This window comes from Flavobacterium pygoscelis (assembly GCF_023162025.1).
Taxonomy (GTDB): Bacteria; Bacteroidota; Bacteroidia; order Flavobacteriales; family Flavobacteriaceae; genus Flavobacterium; species Flavobacterium pygoscelis.
In genome coordinates this window covers 315,137-339,531 of record NZ_JALNUB010000002.1, presented here as the reverse complement: position 1 = coordinate 339,531, position 24,395 = coordinate 315,137, and the positions used below count along the sequence as shown (strand labels likewise).

At 32.3% G+C, this 24,395-nt stretch carries 18 protein-coding genes; 6 read left to right on the top strand and 12 right to left on the bottom strand.

The window, feature by feature from the left end:
• Window positions 1-108: 108 nt before the first annotated feature.
• Both MW871_RS03685 and MW871_RS03680 read right to left on the bottom strand, forming a co-directional pair.
• The gene (locus tag MW871_RS03685) at window positions 109-804 is read right to left on the bottom strand and encodes a M949_RS01915 family surface polysaccharide biosynthesis protein (RefSeq protein ID WP_248427593.1); all 696 of its coding nucleotides are present in this window, start codon (window positions 802-804) and stop codon (window positions 109-111) included.
• 88 nt (window positions 805-892) lie between these two features.
• Window positions 893-1,402, bottom strand: coding sequence for a GNAT family N-acetyltransferase (locus MW871_RS03680; RefSeq protein ID WP_248427592.1), 510 nt, complete (start codon window positions 1,400-1,402; stop codon window positions 893-895).
• Between the two features lie 269 nt (window positions 1,403-1,671).
• Here MW871_RS03680 and MW871_RS03675 point away from each other — a divergent pair, with 269 nt between their 5' ends.
• Window positions 1,672-2,580 carry an SH3 domain-containing protein gene (locus MW871_RS03675; protein ID WP_248427591.1) on the top strand — a complete coding sequence of 303 codons (909 nt, stop codon included), beginning with the start codon at window positions 1,672-1,674 and terminating at the stop codon, window positions 2,578-2,580.
• 85 nt (window positions 2,581-2,665) lie between these two features.
• Here the strand turns inward: MW871_RS03675 and MW871_RS03670 are convergent, their stop codons facing one another.
• From MW871_RS03670 to thrA, 4 genes are all read right to left on the bottom strand, one after another.
• Window positions 2,666-4,090 carry a hypothetical protein gene (locus MW871_RS03670; RefSeq protein ID WP_248427590.1) on the bottom strand — a complete coding sequence of 475 codons (1,425 nt, stop codon included), beginning with the start codon at window positions 4,088-4,090 and terminating at the stop codon, window positions 2,666-2,668.
• Between the two features lie 645 nt (window positions 4,091-4,735).
• Complete coding sequence (gene thrC / locus MW871_RS03665) at window positions 4,736-6,028, bottom strand: threonine synthase (protein WP_248427589.1); 1,293 nt, start codon at window positions 6,026-6,028, stop codon at window positions 4,736-4,738.
• Between the two features lie 194 nt (window positions 6,029-6,222).
• Window positions 6,223-7,146, bottom strand: a complete 924-nt coding sequence (locus MW871_RS03660) for a homoserine kinase (protein WP_248427588.1) — start codon at window positions 7,144-7,146, stop codon at window positions 6,223-6,225.
• A 90-nt stretch (window positions 7,147-7,236) separates the two neighbouring features.
• The gene (gene thrA / locus MW871_RS03655; RefSeq protein WP_248427587.1) at window positions 7,237-9,684 is read right to left on the bottom strand and encodes a bifunctional aspartate kinase/homoserine dehydrogenase I; all 2,448 of its coding nucleotides are present in this window, start codon (window positions 9,682-9,684) and stop codon (window positions 7,237-7,239) included.
• Window positions 9,685-10,424: 740 nt separating this feature from the next.
• On the opposite strand from thrA, the gene hutH reads away from it, so the two are divergent.
• Genes hutH through MW871_RS03640 form a run of 3 tightly spaced genes read left to right on the top strand, consistent with a single transcriptional unit; the run spans window position 10,425 to window position 14,010 of the window.
• The gene (gene hutH / locus MW871_RS03650) at window positions 10,425-11,939 is read left to right on the top strand and encodes a histidine ammonia-lyase (RefSeq protein ID WP_248427586.1); all 1,515 of its coding nucleotides are present in this window, start codon (window positions 10,425-10,427) and stop codon (window positions 11,937-11,939) included.
• A gap of 49 nt (window positions 11,940-11,988) precedes the next feature.
• Window positions 11,989-12,633, top strand: coding sequence for a DUF47 domain-containing protein (locus MW871_RS03645; protein WP_188050329.1), 645 nt, complete (start codon window positions 11,989-11,991; stop codon window positions 12,631-12,633).
• Window positions 12,634-12,663: 30 nt separating this feature from the next.
• Window positions 12,664-14,010 carry an inorganic phosphate transporter gene (locus MW871_RS03640; protein ID WP_188050330.1) on the top strand — a complete coding sequence of 449 codons (1,347 nt, stop codon included), beginning with the start codon at window positions 12,664-12,666 and terminating at the stop codon, window positions 14,008-14,010.
• A 90-nt stretch (window positions 14,011-14,100) separates the two neighbouring features.
• On the opposite strand, the gene MW871_RS03635 is transcribed toward MW871_RS03640, so the two are convergent.
• The 5 genes from MW871_RS03635 to MW871_RS03615 all read right to left on the bottom strand — a co-directional run bounded on the left by MW871_RS03635 (window position 14,101) and on the right by MW871_RS03615 (window position 19,319).
• Window positions 14,101-14,493 carry an OsmC family protein gene (locus MW871_RS03635; RefSeq protein ID WP_210646229.1) on the bottom strand — a complete coding sequence of 131 codons (393 nt, stop codon included), beginning with the start codon at window positions 14,491-14,493 and terminating at the stop codon, window positions 14,101-14,103.
• 55 nt (window positions 14,494-14,548) lie between these two features.
• The gene (locus MW871_RS03630; RefSeq protein ID WP_188050332.1) at window positions 14,549-15,064 is read right to left on the bottom strand and encodes a DUF421 domain-containing protein; all 516 of its coding nucleotides are present in this window, start codon (window positions 15,062-15,064) and stop codon (window positions 14,549-14,551) included.
• Window positions 15,048-15,251, bottom strand: a complete 204-nt coding sequence (locus tag MW871_RS03625; RefSeq protein ID WP_188050333.1) for a hypothetical protein — start codon at window positions 15,249-15,251, stop codon at window positions 15,048-15,050. The genes MW871_RS03630 and MW871_RS03625 overlap by 17 nt, the downstream gene beginning before the upstream one ends.
• A gap of 11 nt (window positions 15,252-15,262) precedes the next feature.
• Entirely contained in the window at window positions 15,263-16,633 is a 1,371-nt protein-coding gene (gene rimK / locus MW871_RS03620) for a 30S ribosomal protein S6--L-glutamate ligase (protein ID WP_188050334.1), read from the bottom strand.
• A gap of 139 nt (window positions 16,634-16,772) precedes the next feature.
• Window positions 16,773-19,319 carry an ATP-dependent Clp protease ATP-binding subunit gene (locus MW871_RS03615; RefSeq protein ID WP_188050335.1) on the bottom strand — a complete coding sequence of 849 codons (2,547 nt, stop codon included), beginning with the start codon at window positions 19,317-19,319 and terminating at the stop codon, window positions 16,773-16,775.
• Window positions 19,320-19,575: 256 nt separating this feature from the next.
• On the opposite strand from MW871_RS03615, the gene gyrA reads away from it, so the two are divergent.
• Window positions 19,576-22,218 (top strand): DNA gyrase subunit A, encoded by a 2,643-nt coding sequence (gene gyrA, locus MW871_RS03610; RefSeq protein ID WP_248427585.1) that lies wholly within the window; start codon window positions 19,576-19,578, stop codon window positions 22,216-22,218.
• A gap of 35 nt (window positions 22,219-22,253) precedes the next feature.
• A complete protein-coding gene (locus MW871_RS03605) occupies window positions 22,254-23,522 on the top strand; it encodes a tetratricopeptide repeat protein (RefSeq protein WP_248427584.1) in 1,269 nt (422 codons plus the stop codon).
• Between the two features lie 80 nt (window positions 23,523-23,602).
• Here the strand turns inward: MW871_RS03605 and MW871_RS03600 are convergent, their stop codons facing one another.
• Window positions 23,603-24,364, bottom strand: a complete 762-nt coding sequence (locus tag MW871_RS03600) for a C40 family peptidase (RefSeq protein WP_248427583.1) — start codon at window positions 24,362-24,364, stop codon at window positions 23,603-23,605.
• Window positions 24,365-24,395: the final 31 nt, after the last annotated feature.

The window sequence follows — 24,395 nt, the reverse complement described above, 5'->3', positions numbered from 1 at the left end:
CCCACTAAAAACCAATTTTCATGATACAAAATTATCTTTAAATTAAGTCCAAAACCCCAATAAGGTATAGAGACTGTTTGGAGCTAGTGCTTTTTATTTATCTAAACTTTACATAATATTTTTGTTCCATAAATTCAACGCATAGTTTTTAAAAACTCTTGAACCATTTTTAAATTCTTTGTCAAATTTATATTCTCCACCATAAAATTGTTTTTTTCCATTATTATCTATTCCTGCAAATACTTTATTTTCTCCGCGCATTGCAAATTTTTTATTTCCTTCGTACATAATAACTTTCATCTCTGATGGACTAACATCTCCATGACAAACTTTTTTATACATTAGCCATATTTCTGCAATTCCGTTTTTATCTAAATCCGTTACTTGAAGAGTATTTTTAACAAATGTAGCTTCAATATCAACTGAACAGTCTTTAATATAATCATAAACTTGCCAAGTTTGAAATAACTCATTATCTTTTACAATGAAGTGGTAAGCATAAAGTTCTGCATCAGAACCATCATTTTCATGTTCAAATTTTTCGTTTGTATAAATACCTGTTTCAGTTGTTATTAATATGTTTTCTCCTTGATTATCATTCCATCGAACAGCATTTTTAATAAAACCAGAGTATTTTAATGATTTTGGAAGTTCGGAGGAATCTATTTTAGTTATTACCATACTTTCTGTTTTGGTATTTAATAATTCTTCATTTTTTAATTTTGTTTTAACTTCATTAGATTCCTGCTTACAACTGGTAAGCATTCCGTAAATTATAACGAAAAATATCAATTGTTTTTTCATTCTACGTTCGTTTTTTTAACGTTTCTGGTAACTACCAAATAATAATATTTAATTCAAAACTTTAATATTCATATACGGCTAATATGTTTTACAAAACTTTCTTTTCTAATACAATAAACTCTAAAGGTGTATCTGAAATCGGAATATGAAATTCACTTGCAGGAAAAGGTTCTCTGGCTCCAGTATCTAAATAACCATTGCGTTTGTACCAAGCAATAAGTTCTTCTCGAACCGAAATAACAGTCATCACAATTTTTGGCAGACCTTTTTCGTGAGCATGAATTTCTGCCTGTTTTAATAACTTTTTCCCAACCCCACTATTTTGTAATTCTGGAGAAACGGTCAACATTCCTAAATACAATTGCTGCTCTTTTACAACCAGCAATACACAACCAATAATAACATTGTTTTCCGTAAATTTTAAAATAGTATTAGCAGGATTTATAATGTTTTCTTGTAACTCTTGTTCCGTAGTTCTAAGTCCTTCTAATATATTTGCTTCTGTAGTCCACCCTTTTTTAGATGATTCTCCGCGATAAGCTGCGTTTATTAATGTGTTTAATGCAGAAACGTCTTCAAGTGTTGCAATTGTGATCATGCGAAATAATTGGATTTTGGTTTTACGTTTTCAAAGATAAAAAAGAATGTTGTTATTTCCTTTGCATTGTTTTGTATCTGGCTGATATTTCAAATATTTTGACTTTAAGATTGATAACGAAAACGTGAAATTTAAATTAACAATTTAAAAATGAGTAAGATCTAATATGAATTTTGTTTTTTTTATAAAATAACTAGTTAGTTTTGCCGTAATCTTAGCGCTTTTTAGTATTTTGGCATCAAATAATTTAGGTTTTAAATTAGATTACTATGAAATATAGAGTAGCAACTTCGTCATTAAATCTTAGAGATTTTCCGCCGACGATGGATAATTCTACGATTTTAGCGGATATTCCTTTTAGGCATACCGTTAAATTACTTGATGACACCGAATCTGATTGGTGGAAAGTAAAACTTTTAAATACTGATAAAGAGGGTTTTGTGTGTTCAAAAGATTTAGAACTTATTGATGAAACAATTATTAAAAATTCAGATATAGAAATTCCTAATTTTGAACCAAGTTCAAAATCCAGTCTAGATTCTAAAGAAGAAACCTATAAACCAATAGGCAATACTGATATTCCTTTTAGAGACCTAACAAATGTAGAGACTAAAAAAGCTTCTATAAAAAAAATTATTGACAAATTAAACGTCTCAAAAAGTTTCAGATACCAGAAGGATGAAGCCGATACGTATTGCAATGTGTACACTTTTGATTATTGTTTTTTTACTAAAGTATACATTCCAAGGTTGCGATGGACTGATAAGGCAATAGAGGAGTTAGAAAAAGGAAACGAAGTACCCTTAATTTTTAATGATACCGTAAGACCTTTTTACTCCAATTATCTTTATGATTGGTTTGAAGAAGCATCCAATAATTTTGGTTGGCAAAAAATCGACAATGTTGATGAACTTCAAAAAAGAGTCAATGAAAATGGTGGAGTAGGAATTATCTCTGCAAAACGATTTATCCTAAATAAATCCGGTCATATTGTAGTAGTCGTTCCCGAAACTGAAACCGAGAAAGCGTACAGAGTAGATGGTAAAGTGATTTATCCTTTGCAATCGCAAGCAGGTTATGACAATTATAATTATTTTGCTGAAGTGAGAAAAGATTGGTGGGCAAATCCAGATCCCGAAAAAGGCTATTCCTCTGCGATTTTTTATTACCACGATTAATTAAATATTTAAAATAAAAAAAAAGACTTTTTAAAGGATTAAACCTTCAAAAAGTCTTTTTTTATGAAATTATCTTACCTAAATATTACGACAAAATAGCGTCTTTCTTAATTAGTAACGAACTGCAAAAACCATTTTTATAATATTTTGCATGAAAGCTAGCATATATCTGATTGTAGATTTCTATTGGGTCCGTTGATGGAATATTGATTACTAACATTTCTTCTAAAATAGCAATATAATCAGCTGGAACAACGGTTTCTTTTCCATGAACAATCGATTCAAAAGTAAAGTTATTCCATTCTAAATTGCATATTGGATTTTCAATTTCGTGTAATAAAGAATGATCCATGATAAAAACAAGAAATTGCAATACTTCTTTTAGGTGCTTTTCTTCAAAATAATCAAACATTCTAAATTCAATACCGTGATTTTTATGTTTGTGAAAATTGATGTCCAATCCTATTTTATCAATTTGTTCGTAATCTGATATTTCGGAGTAGCGATTTACCCACCACTTCGGATTATCATGCATCGGATGTGCTGTAAAATCCATTTGCACAATCTTACCCGTTTTCATTACATCAGTATCGTAAGTTCCCACGCCAATGTATCTTGACATAGCACATCGTTGCGAAGCCTTTGTTAAGTTTACATCAATATCGTTATGTGATAAATAATCGGAAGATCCAAATTTAATCATAAACAAAGGGCTCAACCACTGAAACAATCGAATCGTACGCTGGTGTTTTTTTATGAAATCAATTTTATCTTTAATTTCACCTTCCACGTTTAATTCTGTCGGAATTGTTAAATTAAAATGATACGTCATGTTATTAAAAACAGAATAATTCTCATTATTCGACACAAATATGGCAAAAGGATGATTGACAGAGCAAATTTTTATTTTTCCAAACTCCGAAAAAATATTTTCTTGCTCCATTCCGTTTTGCAAGTGCGTTGTAAATTCTTGTTTGATATTTGCTAACTCAGCAATAACGCTATCAACATCTTTTTTGTAAAAATCTTGCGTTACAAATTCAATTGTATCCCCATCAAAAATGAATTTTTTCTGAAGTTCATCAACAAAATAGCTGTTGTTTTTTTGTAATTTATCAAATATACTTACTCCAGAATACTCAGGATTAGGCTCCTTATCTATAAAATCTAAAGTTTCGTGTTCGTTGTTTACATCTGTTTTTGTAAACGAATGCGAATTCATCAATATAGGAATATGGTATTCCTTTTCTGTTAAGATTTTTAGCAAAGAATTTTCGAATACATTTTCTTTGTAATTCTTAAAATGATTAACGCTGTACTTTTCATGCAGACCCTTGGTTAGCAAAAAATCTTTATCCACCGTTCGGTGTTTTTCAAACTCTAAATAACATTCATTTTCGATACCAACTCCCCAATAAAAATCATTCGATTTATACTGATTGATATACTCTTTATGTTTGTCCAATAATTCAATTTCAAAACTAACAGCATTCATGCTATGATTCGTCATAAACTTTTTTCTCCTTCTTTTTAAATAAATTATGTTGATATAGGAAGCTACTTTATCAGGTAGTTTTTTGAAGCATTACAAGTCTGTTCGAATTTTGATAAAAGTCAAAAGATTAGTACTACTTACGTTTTGTTTTTTTGTGAATATAAGTTGTTTTTTCTATTCTTAAAAGAGGGGAACACAAACAACTTATTATTGTGCAAAAGTAGTTAAAATTTATGTGTAAATCAATGGGTGATTTTAAAATATTTTTTTTACCAATAAGCTTACTTTTTTAGGATGTAATATTTTAATTTTTAAAGTTTTAGCAGTTTTGTTTTTAGTAAAAATAAACATTTAAAAGTTCTAAATTCTCATTTTGAATTAGGAGCAGATATTTAGATTTCATTAACACTATTCTTCTCGCTATTCGCTATATCTTTATGCTTGAACGCCAAGCATAAAGGATACCGCTACTATCGAGGCTAAATAACCTACTTTTTCTCATTAACTAGAATAGTGAAGAGAGCTAATAAAAAAGATGTTAGAATAAATTATTGAACATATACCAAAAAAAAATCCTTACTCCATCTTTTACGCATCGGTAAATTTGTGGTAAGGATTATAATTTTGAATCAAGTAAAAAGTTTTAAAGCGTGACTTTATTTATTGAATTAAAAACGTTTTCAAATCTTCATAAGTCTTAATTTTTACACTTACTTTTTCTTTATTTAAAACGCTTTCTATTTGTGTCGGAATTGGTAGTTTTACATTCAAAGCTGGTTCTACAGTATCTAAAAATTTAATAGGATGAGCCGTTTCTAAAAAAATACCAATATCATTTTTATGGTTTTGCAATTCCTTTTTTAACCCTAAATAGCCAACTGCTCCGTGAGGTTCTGCAATATAACCGTTGGTGTTATAAATAGTTTTCATTGCTTCCAGTGTTTCTTCATCGGAAAATGTAAATGAAGAAAAATCTTTTTTGAATTGTGCTAAATCATTTTGATACATTTCCTGAATTCGGATAAAATTACTTGGATTTCCAACATCCATTGCATTCGAGATCGTAGCTTTGGAGGGTTTTGGATCATACATTCCATTTTCTAAAAATCTAGGAACTGTATCATTTACATTCGTAGAAGCTACAAAATGTTCGATTGGTAATCCCATTTTTTTAGAAATAATACCAGCACAAATGTTTCCAAAATTGCCACTCGGACAGGAGAAAATTAATGGTTTATTCTGTTTTTTTAAGGCTTTATATGCAAAGAAAAAATAGAACATTTGTGGTAGCCAACGCGCAATATTAATAGAGTTTGCCGAGGTTAAGTTCTTGTTTTTTAAATCTATATCTAAAAAAGCCTTTTTAACCATATCTTGACAATCATCAAAAACGCCATCAACCTCAAGAGCAGTGATGTTTTGACCTAAAGTGGTTAATTGCCTTTCTTGAATATCACTCACTTTTCCGGAAGGATATAAAATGATGACTTCAACGCCTTTAACGCCAAGAAAACCACTGGCTACAGCGCCACCAGTATCGCCAGACGTGGCAACAAGAACGGTGTTTTTGCTGTTCTTTTTTTCTTTATTAAAATGACCTAAACAACGGGACATAAATCGTGCGCCAACATCCTTAAAAGCCATAGTTGGACCATGAAACAATTCCAGTGAATAAATATCTTTTTCTACTTCAATCACTGGAAAGTCAAAACATAATGTTTCTGCGATAATTTCTTTTAAGATAATTTCTGGAATTTCATTGCCTATAAATTGTTTAATGGCTTGATAAGCAATTTCTTCATTGCTCAGATTTTCGATAGTATCAAAAAAATCAGCATTTAATGGCGTTATTGTTTCAGGAAAATACAATCCTTTATCGGGTGCTATTCCCTGTATTACGGCTTCTTGAAAAGAAACATTTGGTGCATTATGGTTTAAACTGTAGTATTTCATTATGATTTTTGATTGCGCATTAATGATTTTTGATTTATGATTTTTTCGTGACGTCGTTACATCTGAAATCATAAATTATTAATCAATATTCTTATATTATTTATTCTTAAAATGTATTTTAGAAAAGAGATTGACGACTTGTGATTCTTTGCAAAGCAGTTACATCTGAAATCAAAAATCGTTAATCAAAAATCTTAAATAATAACTTTCATTCCCTCATCATTTACTCTAGAAATGTGAATTTCATAAGGCAAATTCATATTGTTATAAACTTCACTCATGGCTTTTGCAATTATTTCAGCAGTAGCTACACCTTTGCTTAAAGCAAAAATAGAAGGTCCAGAACCCGATATCCCAGAACCTAAAGCACCGTTTTCTAAAGCAGTTTGCTTGATTAAATCAAAACCTGGAATCAAAACACTTCGCAACGGTTCTACAATCTCATCATGAAGTGAGCGTCCGATTAAATCGTAATCCTGAGTGTATAATCCTGCGATGAATCCGCCAAGGTTTCCCCATTGTACAATGGCACTTTTTAGCGATACATTTTGTTTTAATACGGAACGCGCATCCGAAGTTTTCAACTCAATTTGAGGATGAATAATCGTCGCGTATAATTCTGATGGACTTTTAATTTTGATAATATCCAATGGATCGTAACTCCGAACCAAAGTAAATCCGCCCAAAAGGGCAGGAGCAACATTATCAGCATGTGCGTTTCCGCTAGCAAGTTTTTCACCTTGCATGGCAAATAAAACCAATTCTTTTCTGGTAAATGGACGACCCAATAATTCATTAATTCCAAAAACAGCTCCTGCAGAACTTGCCGCACTGCTTCCGATTCCGCTTCCTGCCTTTATGTTTTTGTAAATTTCAATTTCAAATCCAAACTCGTTTGTTACATTTTCGAGCATTGCTAAAGCCGCTACACCTGCCACATTTTTTTCAGTTTCCAATGGTAAATCGGCACCAACAATTTTGATAATACGAACTCCTTTTACATCAGATTTTCGAATAATCATTTCGTCGCCAGCCGTTTCTAGGCATAATCCAAGGACATCAAATCCACAAGATAAATTCGCAATAGTTGCAGGACAAAATATTTTAATAGTATTCATAAAGTTTTTAAAGTCTTATAGCCTAAAGTTGTAGCCTTTTTGTCATTAAGTTTTTCACTTTCGACAGAAAGACTTTTCACTTTCGACTAATTAGTTATTTCCAATTCTGATCACATCTGCAAAAATTCCAGATGCGGTAACTGCGGCTCCAGCACCAGCACCTTTTATTAATAAGGGTTGCTCAACGTAACGATCTGTAAAGAATAAAACAATGTTGTCTTTTCCTTCTAAATTATAAAACGGATGGTCTTTAGGAATAAAACGCAAGCCAACATTTGCTTTGCCGTCTTCAAATTGTGCTACATATTTAAGTCTTGAGTCTTTGCTTACAGCTTCTTGATAAATGGCTTCAAAATGGGAGGCGTGTTTTTTTAATGATTCAAAAAAAGTTTCGTTTGAAGTGGTATCTAAACATTCAGCGGGCATAAAAGATTCATTAGTAATCTGATTCATTTCCATTTGATAGCCGCTTTCTCGTATTAATATCAAAATTTTTCTCGCGACATCAATTCCGCTCAAATCGATTTTAGGATCTGGCTCCGTAAATCCCTGAACACCTGCTTCTTTTACGACATCATGAAAACTATTTTGTGTATCAAAATTATTAAAAACAAAGTTTAAACTTCCAGACAAAACAGCTTGGATTTTATGTACTTTATCACCAGAAGCAATCAAATTTTTTAGTGTATCAATAATAGGTAAACCAGCTCCAACATTGGTTTCAAACAAAAATGGGGCATTGAATTTTTGAGATAATTTTTTTAATTTTTTGTAATTGTCAAATTCAGATGCACAAGCAATTTTATTACAAGTGACAACGGCAATGTTGCGTTTTAAAAAGTGTTCGTATGTTTGAGAAATACTTTCATTTGCAGTAATATCAACAAAAATGCTATTGCGCAAATTGAGTTCTTTTACTGTAGTAATAAACTTTTCTTTATCAGCAGTTTCTCCTGTCTCTAGCAAAAATCGCCATTCTTTCAATGAAATGCCATCTTCATCAAAATACATTTTTTTAGAGTTAGATAATGCTATAACGCGTACATTAATTTTAAGATTTTCTTTTAAGAATTTCTTTTGCTGGTGAATTTGTTCGATGAATTTTTCACCAACATTTCCAACTCCCATTACAAATAAGTTCAGTTGTTTGATGTTCTTTTCAAAAAAGGTTTCATGAAGACTATTTAATGCTTTTTTCACATCTCTTTCGCTAATAACAGCCGAAATATTTCGTTCGGAAGCACCTTGAGCAATAGCGCGAATATTTACATTATTTTTCCCCAAAGTACTAAACATACTACCGCTTAAACCTTGATGATTTTTCATATTCTCACCTACTAGGGCAATGATGCATAAATTTTTCTCTACAATACAAAGGGCTATTTTATTTTGTGAAATTTCAACTTCAAAAGCTTTATTGATCGATTCTTCTGCACTATCGGCATCTGAATTTAGAATTCCGATGCAAATAGAGTGCTCGGAGGAGGCTTGAGTAATAAAAATCACATTAATTTCTTGATGTGATAATACTTCAAAAAGTCTTTTAGAGGAACCAGTTACGCCAATCATTCCAGAACCTTCTAGAGTGATCAAAGTAATATTGTCAATATGGCTGATTCCTTTCACAGGATTGGTATGTGACATTTCTTGATTGGAAATGTAGGTTCCTTCGGCTTGCGGTTCGAAAGTGTTTTTAATTAGAATTGGAATGTTCTTTCTTAAAACAGGTTGTATTGTTGGGGGATATAAAACTTTGGCACCAAAATGCGACAGCTCCATTGCTTCTTGATACGATATAAAGGCAATGGGTTGTGCTTGTTTTACTACTTTCGGATTTGCGGTAAACATCCCATTCACATCTGTCCATATTTCTAGTTCAGTTGCATTCAATGCGCCAGCAATAATTGCCGCAGTATAATCGGATCCGCCACGACCCAAAGTAGTGTTGATTCCGTCTAAAGAAGCTGCGATAAACCCAGGCATTACAACTACTTGATTTTCATTAGATGCAAAATAATCAGTTATTAATCGATTAGTGATTTCAAAATTAACAATTGCTTTACCAAAATGATTGTTTGTTTTTATTATTTCGCGACTGTCTTTATAACCGCTATTTTTTAGATTTTGTTTTAAAGCTTCCGCAATAATATAAGACGATAGTAATTCTCCAAAACTCAAAATGGTATCTGAAGTTCGCAACGATAATTCTCCTAAGAGATAACAGCCATCTAATAAAGTTTCTAAATGGTTGATAATTCTTTTGACATGGCTTAAAAGACTACTTTGTTCACTTATCGGAATCAATTCTTTTAAAGCATCCAAATGTTGTCTCTCTATATCTGCAAGAATTTCTTTAAAACTCTCGTCACCAGCTGCTGCTTTCTTAGAAGCTAACAGGAGTAAATCTGTAATTTTGCTAAAGGCGGAAACGACAACGATTAATTTTTCTGTTGCTGCTTTTTTAGTGATAATATCTAAAACAAGTTTTATGTTTTTTGCATTGGCTACGGAGGATCCTCCAAATTTTAAAACTCTCATGCGAAGTTGTATTTGTATTATTTTTATAAAATAGATTTGCCCTTTTTTTAAAGTGACAACTTGATTTTGCATTGTTTATGCGAGAAGGAATTATTTATTATAAGCCCAATAAATTTTTTCTCTAAAAAAAAAGAGAATATACAATAGGATTATATGTAGAAAATTTACCCCAAAGGGGTAATTGTAGTTGTTGTAGTAAACGTAACAGCAGTTGCAACCCAAATAGGAGTTGTCGTCGAATATTGATATGTTATGCTGTTGTTTATCATTTTATTACTACAAAACTAACCTTTTTTAGAGAGTTAGAAAACTTTTGTTTCATTTTTGCGAATAGCTCAAAATTTAAAGTTGTAAGAAGAATAAATTGTTTAATAATCATTTTGCCGAGTTTTTTATTTCTTAATTCATTATTATTCTTTACCGTCAAAAATTCCAAATTTGCTAATAAACTTTTTATACAATATAAAAACACTCTTTTTTAAGTAGGTAATTGTAAAATACAGAAATACGCTTTAATGTTTTATTTTAATATTATTACTTCGTTAAAAATGAATAGCTTGAATTGTCTTTCAAATAGTAATACCAGTATAAGTTATTCTTACAAAGCGGGCTAACTTAGGTAATGACTTTGTAAAGAATTTATTTTTTGGTTTTGTTTAAGGACTCTTTTTAAATTATTATCAATATATGTTGTGTAATAATAAAGATTTACTCAATTTTACTTTTTAAACACTATCAAAATGGATAATACGCACTACATTAGTACTGAATTACTTAGCCTTGAATCATTAGCTGAAATTATTACGCATCACAAAGCATTAGCTTTATCAGAAGAAGCAAAAATAAATATTCAGAAGTGTAGAGATTATTTAGACAAAAAAATGGCCGCAGAGTCTGGTGCTATTTACGGTATCAATACAGGTTTTGGATCACTTTGCAATGTAAAAATATCAAACGAAAATCTTTCTAAACTTCAGGAGAATCTTGTAAAATCTCACGCATGTGGAACAGGGGAAGAAGTGCCATGTAGTATTGTAAAATTGATGTTGTTACTTAAAATTCAGTCTTTGAGTTATGGTCACTCCGGAGTTCAGTTGCAAACAGTAGAACGGTTAATTGCTTTTTATAACAATGATATTTTACCCGTTATTTATACTCAAGGTTCTCTAGGTGCATCGGGAGATTTGGCTCCTTTAGCCCATTTATCTTTACCATTGTTGGGTGAAGGTGATGTGTATTATGAAGGGAAAAAAGTGCATTCTAGTGAAATAATGAAAATTTTTAATTGGGAACCAATCATTTTGCAGTCCAAAGAAGGATTAGCATTATTAAACGGTACTCAATTTATGAGTGCTTACGGAGCTCATATTTTGATAAAAGTAAGTAAGTTGTCTTATTTAGCAGATTTAATAGGAACCATTTCGTTAGAAGGTTTCGACGGAAGAATCGAACCTTTTCATGAGTTAATTCATTTTATTAGACCTCATAAAGGACAAATTGTAACGGCAAACCGTATCAAAGGGTTTCTAGAAGGAAGTGAGATAATCGAGCAAGCTAAAGCACACGTACAGGATCCTTATTCTTTTAGATGTATGCCGCAAGTTCACGGTGCTTCTAAAGATGCGATTGAGTATGTGAAGAAAGTGTTTAAAACAGAAATTAATTCGGTGACGGATAATCCTAATATTTTTATTGAAAGTGACCAAATCATTTCTGGCGGAAATTTCCACGGACAACCTTTGGCTTTAGCTTTAGATTTTATGGCAATTGCTTTGGCTGAATTAGGAAGCATTTCAGAGCGTAGAACCTATCAATTAATATCGGGCACTAGAAATCTACCTGCTTTTTTAGTAGATAATCCAGGATTAAATTCAGGATTAATGATTCCGCAATATACAGCAGCGAGTATTGCTAGTCAAAATAAGCAATTAGCAACTCCAGCAAGTGTGGATAGTATTGTGTCAAGTAACGGACAAGAAGATCACGTAAGTATGGGAGCTAATGCAGCTACAAAAGCATTGCGAGTGTTGGATAATCTGGAGCGAATTTTAGCCATTGAGCTAATGAACGCTTCTCAAGCTATTGAGTACAGAAGACCTTTGCAATCGAGTGATTTTATTGAAATGTTTTTGACAGCCTACCGACAAGAAGTTCCGTTAATTAAAGATGACAGAATTTTACACTATGATATAGAAAACACGGTAGCTTTTTTAAATACTTTTCAAATAGAAACCGATTTGTTAATATTAGCTTAACATTAAAAGACAAGAATGCTGTAATTTTGTCGCACTAAATTTAAAGTAAATGAACATAAATAATTTTTTCCAGTTTTTGGTTCCTAAAGACAAAAAATTCTTTCCTCTTTTTGAAGAGGCTTCAAGTAATTTGATTGAAATTGCTACAAATTTGCACGAAGCTGTTAATCTTCCATTGAAGGAACGTGAAGTTCTTTTTCAGAAAATTGATACTTTAGAACAAAAAGGAGAGGACATAACACGTCAGACGAATTTAGAGTTAAGTAGAAATTTTATTACCCCATTTGATAGAGAAGATATTCATGCCTTGATCACTTCAATCGATAATGTTGCCGATTATTTACATGGAGCTGCGAGTAGAATGCGTTTGTACCAAGTAGACAAAATCACAAAATCGATCAGGAAACTAACAGAAATAAATCTAGAAGCTTGTCAGAACATTGATGTTGCTGTTAGAGAATTGAGAGATTTGAAAAAAATGAAAAACATCACTGATGCTATCGTTAGAATCAATAAGCTAGAAAATAAATCAGATAATGTTTATGATAAAGCAGTTCTTGATTTATTCGAAAATGAGACAGATGCCAAAAATATTATTAAATACAAAGAGGTATTATCAGTTTTAGAAAATGCTGCTGATAAATGCAAAAGCGTAGCAAGTGTCCTAGAATCAATTTCTGTAAAACATTCTTAATTTAAATCGTTTTATTCTGAAATTAAAATTATGGAATTTACTCTACTTATAGTTATCATAGTACTGGCTTTAATCTTTGATTATATCAATGGTTTTCATGATGCGGCTAATGCAATTGCTACTGTTGTTGCCACAAAAGTACTAACTCCTTTCCAGGCGGTAGTTTGGGCCGCTTTTTTTAACTTTTTAGCCTATTGGGTTTTTGGTTTTGGTGTAGCGGATACCGTTGCGAAAACTGCCAATACCTTAGAAATAGACTTAGTTGTAATCCTTGCAGGAGTTATTGCAGCTATTATTTGGAATTTATTTACTTGGTGGCAAGGAATTCCATCAAGTTCTTCTCATACATTGATCGGTGGTTTTGCAGGCGCTGCTATTGCACATGCTATTGCAGTTCATGGTTTTTTTGAATATACAATTGTAGATGGTGCAAAAAGCTATACCTCTTATTGGTATGATACCGTAAACTGGTACACAGCCGGAAAAGATGGTGGTTTTCCTTCGGGAGTTTTAATTATTATTGCCTTTATTGTTTTGGCTCCTGTTTTGGGTGCATTGATGTCATATTTGATCTCTATTTGGCTTCTTAACGCTTCTAAAAAGAGTATTTATCCTAAAATATTTACCGCTTTTTTGATGATATTGACAATTTGGTTTGTAGAGAGTCAAATGGTTTATTATGATCAAATTAAAAAACCACGCTTCGATTCCCATTTTTGGAGTGTAGCTTTAGAATCTCACAACATTAAATGGTTTTTAGTAGCCTTTATTGTCCTATCTATTAGTGGTTTTTGTATGATATTCAGTAGTTTAAATCTACATCAATCGAATTATTGGTTAAAAAAGATGCAGTTAATATCTTCTGCGGCTTTTAGTTTAGGTCATGGTGGAAATGATTCTCAAAAAGTAATGGGAATTATTGCTGCTGCCGTTACTGTTTATATTCACACTAGTGGAATTACGCAAGAAAGTCTTCCGCATTGGTTGGATGTTGTTCTTCCTAACGCAGATGGCGATTTTAAAATGCCTGAATGGATTCCTCTAGCCTGTTACTCTGCCATTGCAGCAGGAACTTTGAGCGGAGGTTGGAAAATTGTTAAAACAATGGGCTCTAAAATAACAAAAGTAACTTCTTTTGAAGGTGTAGCTGCAGAAACGGCAGGTGCATTGACTTTATATTTTACAGAGCATTTTAAAGTTCCTGTGAGTACAACGCATACCATTACTGGATCTATTATTGGAGTAGGACTTACAAAAAGAGTTTCTGCTGTAAGATGGGGGATGACAGTAAGTTTGATTTGGGCTTGGGTATTAACAATTCCTATTTCAGCAATTTTGGCAGCAGTAATCTATTATATTTTAAATATATTTTTCTAGTATAAACTTATTTTCATAAAAAAAACCATTCACAATGAATGGTTTTTTTTATGAAAATAATTATTTATCTTAATTTGATTATTGAATTTACTATTTGAGTTCTGATTTGACTTCAATAGTATTGCTTAGTATTTTGTGAATAGGACATTTGTTTGCAATATTTAGCAATCTGTCTTTTTGATCCTGACCTAAATTTCCAAATAATTCAATGGTTCGTGTTATTTTAGTTGTATTTTCTTGTGTTTCTTCTTCAAAATAAACTTCTACTTTTACATCCTTTAATTCCCAACCTTTTCGATTTGCATACATACGTAATGTAATGCAGGTGCAAGCTGCTAGAGAAGATGCAAGCAATTCATAAGGTGAAAAGCCCAAATCAATTCCTCCGGCACTTTCTGGTTCATCTGAAATAATAGTATTTGTTGCTGATCTAATTTCTGTTCTGTAATTTGCTGCACCAATATGTGCTGTAATTTTAGTCATAATATTTTTTTAGATTACAAATAAATTTCTACTAATATTAGCTATAATTTAATAATTAGTTTAGTCCACTTAGATTTTTGTGATTGTGTTTTCGCTTGAAATGGGTTTGTTTTAGGTTTTGAGTGCCAGAAATAATGCTAATGTTACCATCAATTTCAAGCATAGCTAGTTTTACATCTTTAAAATATTCGATTCCATGTTCTCTCATTGCTTCTTTCAACTCATCAGAAGTGATGTTGAGTTTACTTAAAATATTGAAATCTAGATTGCCATTATGTATCAATATTTCTGGTTTTTCCTGCATGAAATCACTAAACTTACTATACCTAAACATTAATTTTTTTAAAATGTAATTGATGGTAAAAAGAACAGAAGCTGCCGCCAATCCACCCCATAAGCTGGTGTTATTGCCTACCATCGCATTTTGAACGGAGTTGCTGATTAATAATATTAAAATGACATCTGCAGTATTTAATTGTGATAATTCTTTCTTTCCAAAAAGACGCAATGCGATTACCATAAAGAAATAGACAGCTGCACTTCGAATTATTATATCAAGATATTGGTTCATTACTTTTTGATTTAAAATACACTTTTATTAAGATTAGAACACTTATAACTTTCAAAGACAAACTGACTAATAAGAGCTCTTTTCCTGTAATTACTCCAATTTCGTAATGAGCATATTCAAATAAAAAGCCTAAGGCATCATAAACAAGTGAAATGGCAATAATGATAAATACACTTTTGTATTTCATTCCATTTGATGTTATCGATTTTTGAAATTTTTCTCGATTGCTTTTATCATTTCACCAGCTATATCTTTATTGGTAGCTCCTTCGATTCCTTCTAAACCTGGCGAAGAATTTACTTCCAGTAATAATGGACCTTTTGAAGAACGAATGATATCTACACCCGCTACTTTAAGATCCATTGCTTTTGTTGCTTTTATGGCGATGCGTTTTTCTTCTGGAGTAACTTTGATAATAGAAGCCGTTCCGCCCAAATGGATGTTGGCTCTAAATTCGCCTGGCATCGCTTCTCGCTGTATTGCTGCAACAACTTTACCATCTATTACAAAACAACGAATATCTTTTCCGTTAGCTTCTTTTATAAATTCCTGAACTAATATATTGGCATTTAAGCTTTTAAAAGCATTGATAACACTTTCTGCTGCTTTTTTTGTTTCTGCTAAAACCACTCCTTTTCCTTGAGTTCCTTCAAGTAATTTAACAATTAACGGCGGTCCGCCTACCATTTTTATTAAATCATCAGTATCTAATGGTGAATTTGCAAATCCAGTAGTTGGAATTTCAACACCATGATTCAGTAATAATTGTAACGAATAGAGTTTATCACGGGATTGTGTAATCGCATGCGAAGAGTTTAAGCAATATACTTTTAGTGCTTCAAATTGTCTTGTTAACGCGCAGCCATAAAAGGTAATACTTGGACGAATTCTAGGGATGATAGCATCAAATTGATTCAGTATTTTTCCACCACGATAATGAATTTCTGGTGTTTTTGCATCCAGTTTCATATAGCATTCCTTAATGTTCAGGAAGTGCATTTCGTGACCTCGCATTTCACCCGCTTCCATAATGCGCTTGTTGCTATATAATTCGGGATTACTAGCCAAAAGACCAATTCGTAATCCAGAACTTGCTTTTTCAGAATTCTTATAAAGTTCTTTTAAAGTGTCAGAAGTGGGTTGTCCCAAAAGGTACTTTTGTTCAGGATCTACTAATACTCTACCACTCATGGCTTCACGTCCCAAAAGCATTCGAAATCCCATTGAATCTCGGTTGGTTAAGGTCATTTCAATTGGCCAAGTCGAAGTACCGATTTGAAGGTTGGTTTGAATTACATAACGCTGCTCTCTAAAACCACTACTACTTTTTACTATTCTTTTATCGATAAGTGGCGCTTCACAGTGAATAACTGTTTTTAAATTATTTTGAATCGGGTTAATATCAAATTTTACCCAATTGCTTTCGTTTTTAATGAAAGGAGCAATGTTTATTGCATGTAAAGCAGAAGTTTTTGCCCCTGAATCTACTCGCGCTTTTATAGTAGGAATTCCTAATTCTGGAAAAGAGCACCACTCTTCACTCCCAAGAATGACTTTGTTATCTGACATAAAGTATTTTTAAAGGTCTCGTTATATTGAAATCAAATGTAAAAATTTGTTTTCTAAAATAAAGACTATTTAACATAAAGAATAAACCCGTTAGGTTATTAAAACGTAACGGGTTTATAGTATTTATTAGTATCTAAAATTAAAGATTAGTTGCTTCGCCTGCTTTGTGAACTTGCACGGTTAGTTCTTGAGCTCCTTCTTCAATATCCATAAATATTTCGTCTCCAGAGGCAATTTTTGAAGTAATTATTTCTTCAGCAAGTGCATCTTCAACGTATTTCTGAATCGCTCTTTTTAACGGTCTAGCACCAAATTGTCTATCAAAACCTTTATCAGCGATAAAAGCTTTTGCTTTATCAGATAAATTCAATTGATAACCTAATTCAGCCACACGAGCATACAATTTTTTCAATTCGATTTCGATAATCAAATCAATATCATGTTTTTCTAAAGCATTAAATACAATTACATCATCAATTCTATTTAAGAATTCTGGAGCAAAAGTTTTCTTCAATGCATTTTCAATAATGCTTTTCGAATTATCATCAGCCTGAGCCACTTTAGCAGCAGTTCCAAAACCAACACCTTGTCCAAAATCTTTTAATTGTCTGGCTCCAACATTTGAAGTCATGATAATTATAGTGTTTTTGAAATCAATTTTGCGACCTAAACTGTCGGTCAAATAACCATCATCTAATACTTGTAAAAGCATATTAAAAACATCTGGATGTGCTTTTTCGATCTCATCTAATAATACTACACAATAAGGTTTTCTACGAACTTTCTCTGTCAATTGCCCTCCTTCTTCATAACCTACATATCCCGGAGGCGCTCCAACTAATCTAGAGATGGCAAATTTCTCCATGTATTCACTCATGTCAATACGAATCAAGGCATCTTCAGAGTCGAACAATTCTTTAGCTAATACTTTTGCTAATTGTGTTTTACCAACACCCGTTTGTCCCAAGAAAATAAAGGAACCAATAGGTTTGTTAGGATCTTTTAAACCAGCGCGATTACGCTGAATAGAACGAGCAATTTTCATTACTGCTTCTTTTTGACCAATAACTTTTCCTTCAATAAGTTCTGGTAATTTTGCTAGTTTATTACTTTCTGTTTGTGCAATTCGATTCACAGGAATACCACTCATCATTGAGACTACATCGGCAACATTATCCTCCGTTACTTCAATTCGGTTATTTTTAGCGTCTTCTTCCCATTGTTCCTGAGCAACGGCTAAATCTTTTTCGATGCGTTTTTCATCATCACGAAGCTTAGCCGCTTCTTCATATTTTTGTTTTTTGACAACCACATTTTTCAATTCACGTACGTCTTCTAATTGACGTTCCAAATCTAAAATTTGTTTTGGAACTTCAATATTAGTGATGTGAACTCTTGATCCTGCTTCGTCCAAAGCATCAATCGCCTTGTCTGGCAAGAAGCGCTCTGACATATATCTATCTGTCAATTTTACACAAGCCTCAATCGCTTCTTGCGTATAAGTAACATTGTGATGATCTTCGTATTTGTTTTTAATGTTATTCAAAATTGTAATTGTTTCTTCAACTGATGTTGGTTCTACAATTATCTTTTGAAAACGTCTTTCTAATGCACCGTCTTTTTCAATATATTGACGGTATTCATCTAATGTTGTAGCACCAATACACTGAATTTCTCCACGTGCTAATGCAGGTTTAAACATATTGGAGGCGTCCAAAGAACCTGTTGCGCCACCAGCACCAACAATCGTATGAATTTCATCTATAAAAAGAATAATATCATCATTTTTTTCTAGTTCATTCATTACCGCTTTCATACGTTCTTCAAACTGTCCTCGGTACTTGGTTCCGGCAACAAGACTAGCAAGATCTAATGTAACGACGCGTTTGTTGAACAAGGTACGAGATACTTTTTTCTGGATGATCCTTAATGCTAAACCTTCAGCAATAGCTGATTTTCCAACTCCTGGTTCTCCTATTAGTAACGGGTTGTTCTTTTTACGACGACTCAAAATTTGAGAAACACGTTCAATTTCTTTTTCTCTTCCTACTACAGGATCTAGCTTTCCTTCCTCAGCCATTTCTGTTAAATCTCTCCCAAAATTATCTAAAACTGGAGTTTTGGATTTTTTGTTTGATTTATTGGCTGGGTTGTTAAAAGTGCCTTCTTTTAGACTGTCATCTTGTCCTGAATCGTCATTATAAGATTCGTTTCGGGGTAAATTTTCTAAAAAATCTTCTTCGTTTGGAGTCATATTTATATACTGTTCTTTAGCTATATCATAATCAATTTTTAGTTTATTCAATAGCTTGGTTGTTGGATCGTTTTCGTTTCTTAAAATGCACAATAATAAATGTGCTGTACTAATAGAAGAGCTTTGAAAAACTTTGGCTTCTAGGAAAGTAGTTTTTAATGCTCGCTCTGCTTGACGGGTTAGATGCAAGTTCTTTTTCTCAATATTAATCTCTAAAGTTAAACTGGCAGGGCTCAGAATTTCTACTTTTCTGCGCAGGTGTTCCAAGTCAACATGTAGATTGTTTAATATTTGAATTGCTTTTCCATTTCCGTCTCTTAGAATACCTAGCATTAAATGTTCGGTGCCTATAAAGTCATGACCTAATCGTAGTGCTTCCTCTTTGCTGTAGGTAATAACGTCTTTTACTCTTGGTGAAAAATTATCATCCATAATATATATTTGCTATCGTAAATTTAGTGAATTAGTGTTTGGAAAACAAAAACTATTCCCATAACTGCTCTTGTCAGCTAATAGACAAAAAATATAATAATTTCAACGTTAAATTTCCCTTAAATTATTAACTAAAATGATTGTTGGTGTTGTTAATAAATCATTGAAATAAGTAGTCTAAAAGTAGCTAAAAAATTTCAAAAAGGTGTATATTGGCACGTTTTGAAACTAATATAATTTTTTAATATAACAACTTATGTCTGAAGGAGAAAAGTTAATTCCTATTAACATAGAAGATGAAATGAAATCAGCTTACATCGATTACTCGATGTCAGTAATCGTATCAAGAGCACTTCCAGATGTTAGAGATGGTTTGAAACCAGTACATCGAAGAGTTCTTTATGGAATGTATGATTTAGGAGTGTTTTCAAATAAAGCCCATAAAAAATCCGCCAGAATTGTCGGTGAAGTTTTAGGTAAGTATCACCCACACGGTGACACTTCAGTTTATGATGCCATGGTTCGTATGGCTCAGGAGTGGAGTTTGCGTTATTTATTAGTAGATGGTCAAGGTAACTTTGGTTCTGTAGATGGAGATAGTCCAGCAGCAATGCGTTATACAGAAGCAAGAATGCGTAAAATTTCGGAAGAAATTATGGCTGATATCGAAAAAGAAACAGTTGACTTTCAATTGAACTTTGATGATACTTTATATGAGCCAAAAGTAATGCCAACGCGTGTCCCTACGTTATTAATTAATGGAGCAACAGGTATTGCTGTAGGTATGGCCACCAATATGCCTCCACACAACTTAACAGAAGTGATCAATGGTACTTTGGCATTTATGGACAACAATGATATCGAAATCGATGAATTGATGCACCATATTAAAGCTCCTGATTTTCCTACAGGAGGAGTAATATACGGTTATGAAGGTGTTCGTGAAGCTTTTAAAACTGGTAGAGGACGTGTTGTAATGCGTGCTAAAGTTGGTTTTGAAGAAGTAGATGGTAGAGAATGTATTATTGTTACCGAGATTCCTTACCAAGTTAATAAAGCAGACATGATCAAACGTACTGCTGATTTGGTTAATGATAAAAAAATTGACGGAATTGCCAATATTCGTGATGAATCGGATAGAAATGGTATGCGTATCGTTTACATCTTAAAACGCGATGCAACGCCAAACGTAGTTTTAAATACGCTTTATAAATACACTCAGCTACAGTCTTCATTTAGTGTTAATAATATTGCATTGGTAAAAGGACGTCCGCAAATGTTGAATCTAAAAGAAATGATTCACTATTTTGTAGAACACCGTCATGATGTAGTGGTAAGAAGAACGCGTTTTGAATTGCGTAAAGCCGAAGAAAGAGCGCATATTTTAGAAGGTTTAATTATTGCTTCTGATAATATAGATGAAGTAATCGCTTTGATCAGAGGTTCGAAAAATACCGAAGAAGCTCGTGAAAAATTAATCGAAAGATTTAAATTATCAGATATTCAAGCGCGTGCTATTGTAGAAATGCGTTTGCGTCAATTAACAGGTCTGGAACAAGACAAGTTAAGAGCAGAGTATGAAGAGTTAATGAAATTAATAGCGCACTTAAAAGCTTTATTAGAAGATGTTAATCTTAGAACTGCTTTGATTAAAGAAGAGTTGGAAGAAATTCGTGAAAAATACGGAGACGAACGCCGTTCTAAAATTGAGTATTCTGGTGGAGATGTAAGTATCGAAGATTTAATTGCCGATGAAAATGTAGTAATTACTATTTCTCACGCAGGGTATATCAAACGTACTAACCTAACGGAATATAAAACTCAAAATAGAGGTGGAGTAGGACAAAAAAGTGCTGGTACAAGAGATCAAGATTTCTTAGAGCATATGTTTGTAGCGACCAATCATCAATACATGATGTTCTTTACTCAGAAAGGAAAATGTTTCTGGATGCGTGTGTATGAAATTCCTGAGGGAAGTAAAACAGCTAAAGGAAGAGCGATTCAAAACTTGGTTAATATAGAAAGTGACGATAAAGTAAAAGCTTTTATTTGTACACAAGATTTAAAAGATAAAGATTATATCAATAGTCATAACCTTATTATGGTGACCAAAAAAGGTCAGGTTAAGAAAACTTCTTTAGAGAAATATTCTAAACCTAGAGTTAATGGTGTTGCAGCTATAACGATTAAAGAAGGAGATGAGTTGCTTGAAGCTAAATTAACCAATGGTGAAAGCCAAATTATACTAGCTGTAAAATCAGGTAAATTAGTTCGTTTTGAAGAAACTAAAACGCGCCCAATGGGTAGAACTGCTTCTGGAGTTCGTGGAATTACATTAAAAGATGATACTGATGAAGTAATTGGTATGGTTACTGTAGATAAAGAAAACATTAATGATTCTCAAATTTTAGTGGTAACCGAGAACGGATACGGAAAACGTACTAAATTAGTTGAAGATGGAGAAGATGTTTACCGAATTACAAACCGTGGAGGTAAAGGGGTTAAAACCTTAAATATTACCGAGAAAACGGGTAAGCTGATCTCTATTAATGCGGTTATAGATGCTGATGATTTAATGATTATTAATAAATCGGGTCTAACCATTAGAATGGCAATTGAGGATTTACGTGTGATGGGTCGTGCAACTCAAGGTGTTAAGTTGATTAACTTGAAAGGTAAAGATTCAATCGCGGCAGTTACAAAAGTGATGAAAGATGATGTGGCTGAAGTTGTAGTTGATGAAGATGGAAATGTAATTGAAACAGAAGCTATCGAAAGAGTAAAACCAGTAATGGAAGTGCTTGAAGAAGAAGTTTCTGAAGAAGAAGACGATGATTCTGAAAACGAAGAAGAATTGGAAGACGATTCTGAAGAAGAGGATTCTGATGATGAAGCATAGTTAAATTAAGAATAATTATTAAATAAAAGAATGTTATGAAAAGTAAATATGTAGTATTAGCATCAGCGTTATTGATATCAGTAGCTACTTTTGCTCAAAAAGATCAAATAAAAGCGGCTGAAAAAGCATTGAAAAAAGGAGAAGTTCAAGAAGCTGCTACCATATTAAAAGATGTTGAGTACTTAATCACCAATGCAGTTGATACTGAAAAAGCACAATATTTCTTTGTAAAAGGGAATACTTTTTTAGAATTAGCTAATAAAAAAATCGATACAGATAAAAATTTAAGTATTGCAGCTGCTGCATACAATGATTTAATCGAAGTAGAGAATGAATCTGGTAAAGCAAAGTTTTCTGCTCAAGCAGCATCTTCAATTACAGACATTAAGTTTAGATTAATTAATGCTGCTATTGCAGATTCTAAAGTAGATAAACATTCAGAAAGCGCAAAGAAATTATATGATGCTTATTTGTTAGACAAAAAAGATACTATTAATTTATATTATGCTGCTTCTACTTATGTTAATGCAAAAGAATATGATAAGGCATTAGATTTGTATCAAACATTAAAAAAATTAAATTATTCGGGTAAAGGAAAAGGTTTTTATGCAATAAGCAAATTAACAAATGCCGAAGATTTTTTTAATAATGAAAAAGAAAGAGATTTAGCGGTAAAATTAGGGACTCACGAAAAGCCTAGAACAGAAGTTATTGCTTCTAAAAGAGGAGAGATCTATAAAAACATGGCTTTAATTTTAGTTGAAAATGGTAAAACTGCCGAAGCTAAAAAAGCAATTTCTGAAGCAAGACTTGCCAATCCTGATGATACTTCATTAGTTTTGACAGAAGCTAATTTGTATTTAGAAACAAAAGATTTTGAAACTTACAAAAAATTAATAGGTGAGGTATTGGCTAAAAATCCTAATGATGCAGATTTAACATTTAACTTAGGTGTTATTAGCGGAAATGCAGGGAATAAAGTAGATGCCGAAAAATATTATTTAAAAGCTATCGAAATTAAACCTGATTACATCAATGCTTATATCAATCTTGCTGCTTTGAAACTGGAAGGTGAAAGCGTTATTATTGAAGAAATGAACAAGTTAGGTACTTCTACAAAAGATATGAAGCGCTATGATGAGTTAAAAACAAAAAGAGATAACATTTTTAAAAGTGTGATTCCTTCTCTTAAAAAAGCATACGAATTAGATCCAGCTAATAAAGACGTTGCAAAAACATTATTGAATGTGTATAGTGCTTTAGAAATGACTGCTGAGTCAAAAGCATTAAAAGCTAAAATGTAATCTTTATTTATTGTTATAAAAAAAAACGGTTTGAAATATTTCAAACCGTTTTTTTTTATTTAATATTTAATTACTAAATATTAAATAATTTTTTTGATCACTCTTAATTTGTGAGTGTGTTTGTTAGTCTCTGCATTAAAAATTCCTAAATGATCCAAACGATCAATTCTGATTTTTCCGCTTGCATGGATGATGTAGTTGTCTTCCATGATGATTCCTACATGAATAATGTTTCCCTCCTCATTATCAAAGAAAGCTAAATCTCCTGCTTCACTTTCTTCAATAAAACTTAATGGTTCTCCTTGTGTAGATTGTTGTGATGCATCACGCAATAATTTATAACCATTTAATTTGTAAACCATTTGCGTAAAGCCCGAACAGTCTATCCCAAAGGGTGTTTTTCCTCCCCAAAGATAAGGGGCGTTTAAATACAGAAAAGCAGTATCTATTAAAAGTGATTTGTCTTTTATTCCGCTAGTTCGCACTCCTTCAAAATCAAAATTAGAGGTGTTAATCTGATCGTAATTTAAAAAAGATAAAGAAGAACCTAAAGGAATTGGAATTAATAAATTGGATGGAGTAGTGATGTATTCGATCAAGTCACCATTCAATATGATTATTTCATCCGAAAGTTTTTTATAACTATCTTCCGTAATCAATTGCATTTGTTTAAAATCGATCCAGCCTTCGTAAGCGTCATATTGTAGTCTAACACGAGTCCATTGGTTCTGTTGTTCTACAATTTCAAAATGTTCTCCAAATAAAACTTGAGAGACAATTTCGCTTCTATCACTAGGTTCTAACCGAAGTGGGATCATTGCTAGATTACAAATTCCAAACATTTATGCTTAATTAGGAGTTAAATATGATGGG

Bases quoted from the DNA above. Each gene is read 5' to 3' on its own strand.
- MW871_RS03660 (WP_248427588.1), bottom strand. From the start codon at position 7,146: ATGAATACTATTAAAATATTTTGTCCTGCAACTATTGCGAATTTATCT.
- MW871_RS03625 (WP_188050333.1), bottom strand. From the start codon at position 15,251: ATGAAATACAAAAGTGTATTTATCATTATTGCCATTTCACTTGTTTAT.
- thrA (WP_248427587.1), bottom strand. From the start codon at position 9,684: ATGAGAGTTTTAAAATTTGGAGGATCCTCCGTAGCCAATGCAAAAAAC.
- MW871_RS03685 (WP_248427593.1), bottom strand. From the start codon at position 804: ATGAAAAAACAATTGATATTTTTCGTTATAATTTACGGAATGCTTACC.
- MW871_RS03680 (WP_248427592.1), bottom strand. From the start codon at position 1,402: ATGATCACAATTGCAACACTTGAAGACGTTTCTGCATTAAACACATTA.
- MW871_RS03630 (WP_188050332.1), bottom strand. From the start codon at position 15,064: ATGAACCAATATCTTGATATAATAATTCGAAGTGCAGCTGTCTATTTC.
- rimK (WP_188050334.1), bottom strand. From the start codon at position 16,633: ATGTCAGATAACAAAGTCATTCTTGGGAGTGAAGAGTGGTGCTCTTTT.
- MW871_RS03640 (WP_188050330.1), top strand. From the start codon at position 12,664: ATGGAATTTACTCTACTTATAGTTATCATAGTACTGGCTTTAATCTTT.
- MW871_RS03670 (WP_248427590.1), bottom strand. From the start codon at position 4,090: ATGACGAATCATAGCATGAATGCTGTTAGTTTTGAAATTGAATTATTG.
- gyrA (WP_248427585.1), top strand. From the start codon at position 19,576: ATGTCTGAAGGAGAAAAGTTAATTCCTATTAACATAGAAGATGAAATG.
- thrC (WP_248427589.1), bottom strand. From the start codon at position 6,028: ATGAAATACTACAGTTTAAACCATAATGCACCAAATGTTTCTTTTCAA.
- MW871_RS03645 (WP_188050329.1), top strand. From the start codon at position 11,989: ATGAACATAAATAATTTTTTCCAGTTTTTGGTTCCTAAAGACAAAAAA.
- MW871_RS03675 (WP_248427591.1), top strand. From the start codon at position 1,672: ATGAAATATAGAGTAGCAACTTCGTCATTAAATCTTAGAGATTTTCCG.
- hutH (WP_248427586.1), top strand. From the start codon at position 10,425: ATGGATAATACGCACTACATTAGTACTGAATTACTTAGCCTTGAATCA.
- MW871_RS03615 (WP_188050335.1), bottom strand. From the start codon at position 19,319: ATGGATGATAATTTTTCACCAAGAGTAAAAGACGTTATTACCTACAGC.
- MW871_RS03605 (WP_248427584.1), top strand. From the start codon at position 22,254: ATGAAAAGTAAATATGTAGTATTAGCATCAGCGTTATTGATATCAGTA.
- MW871_RS03635 (WP_210646229.1), bottom strand. From the start codon at position 14,493: ATGACTAAAATTACAGCACATATTGGTGCAGCAAATTACAGAACAGAA.
- MW871_RS03600 (WP_248427583.1), bottom strand. From the start codon at position 24,364: ATGTTTGGAATTTGTAATCTAGCAATGATCCCACTTCGGTTAGAACCT.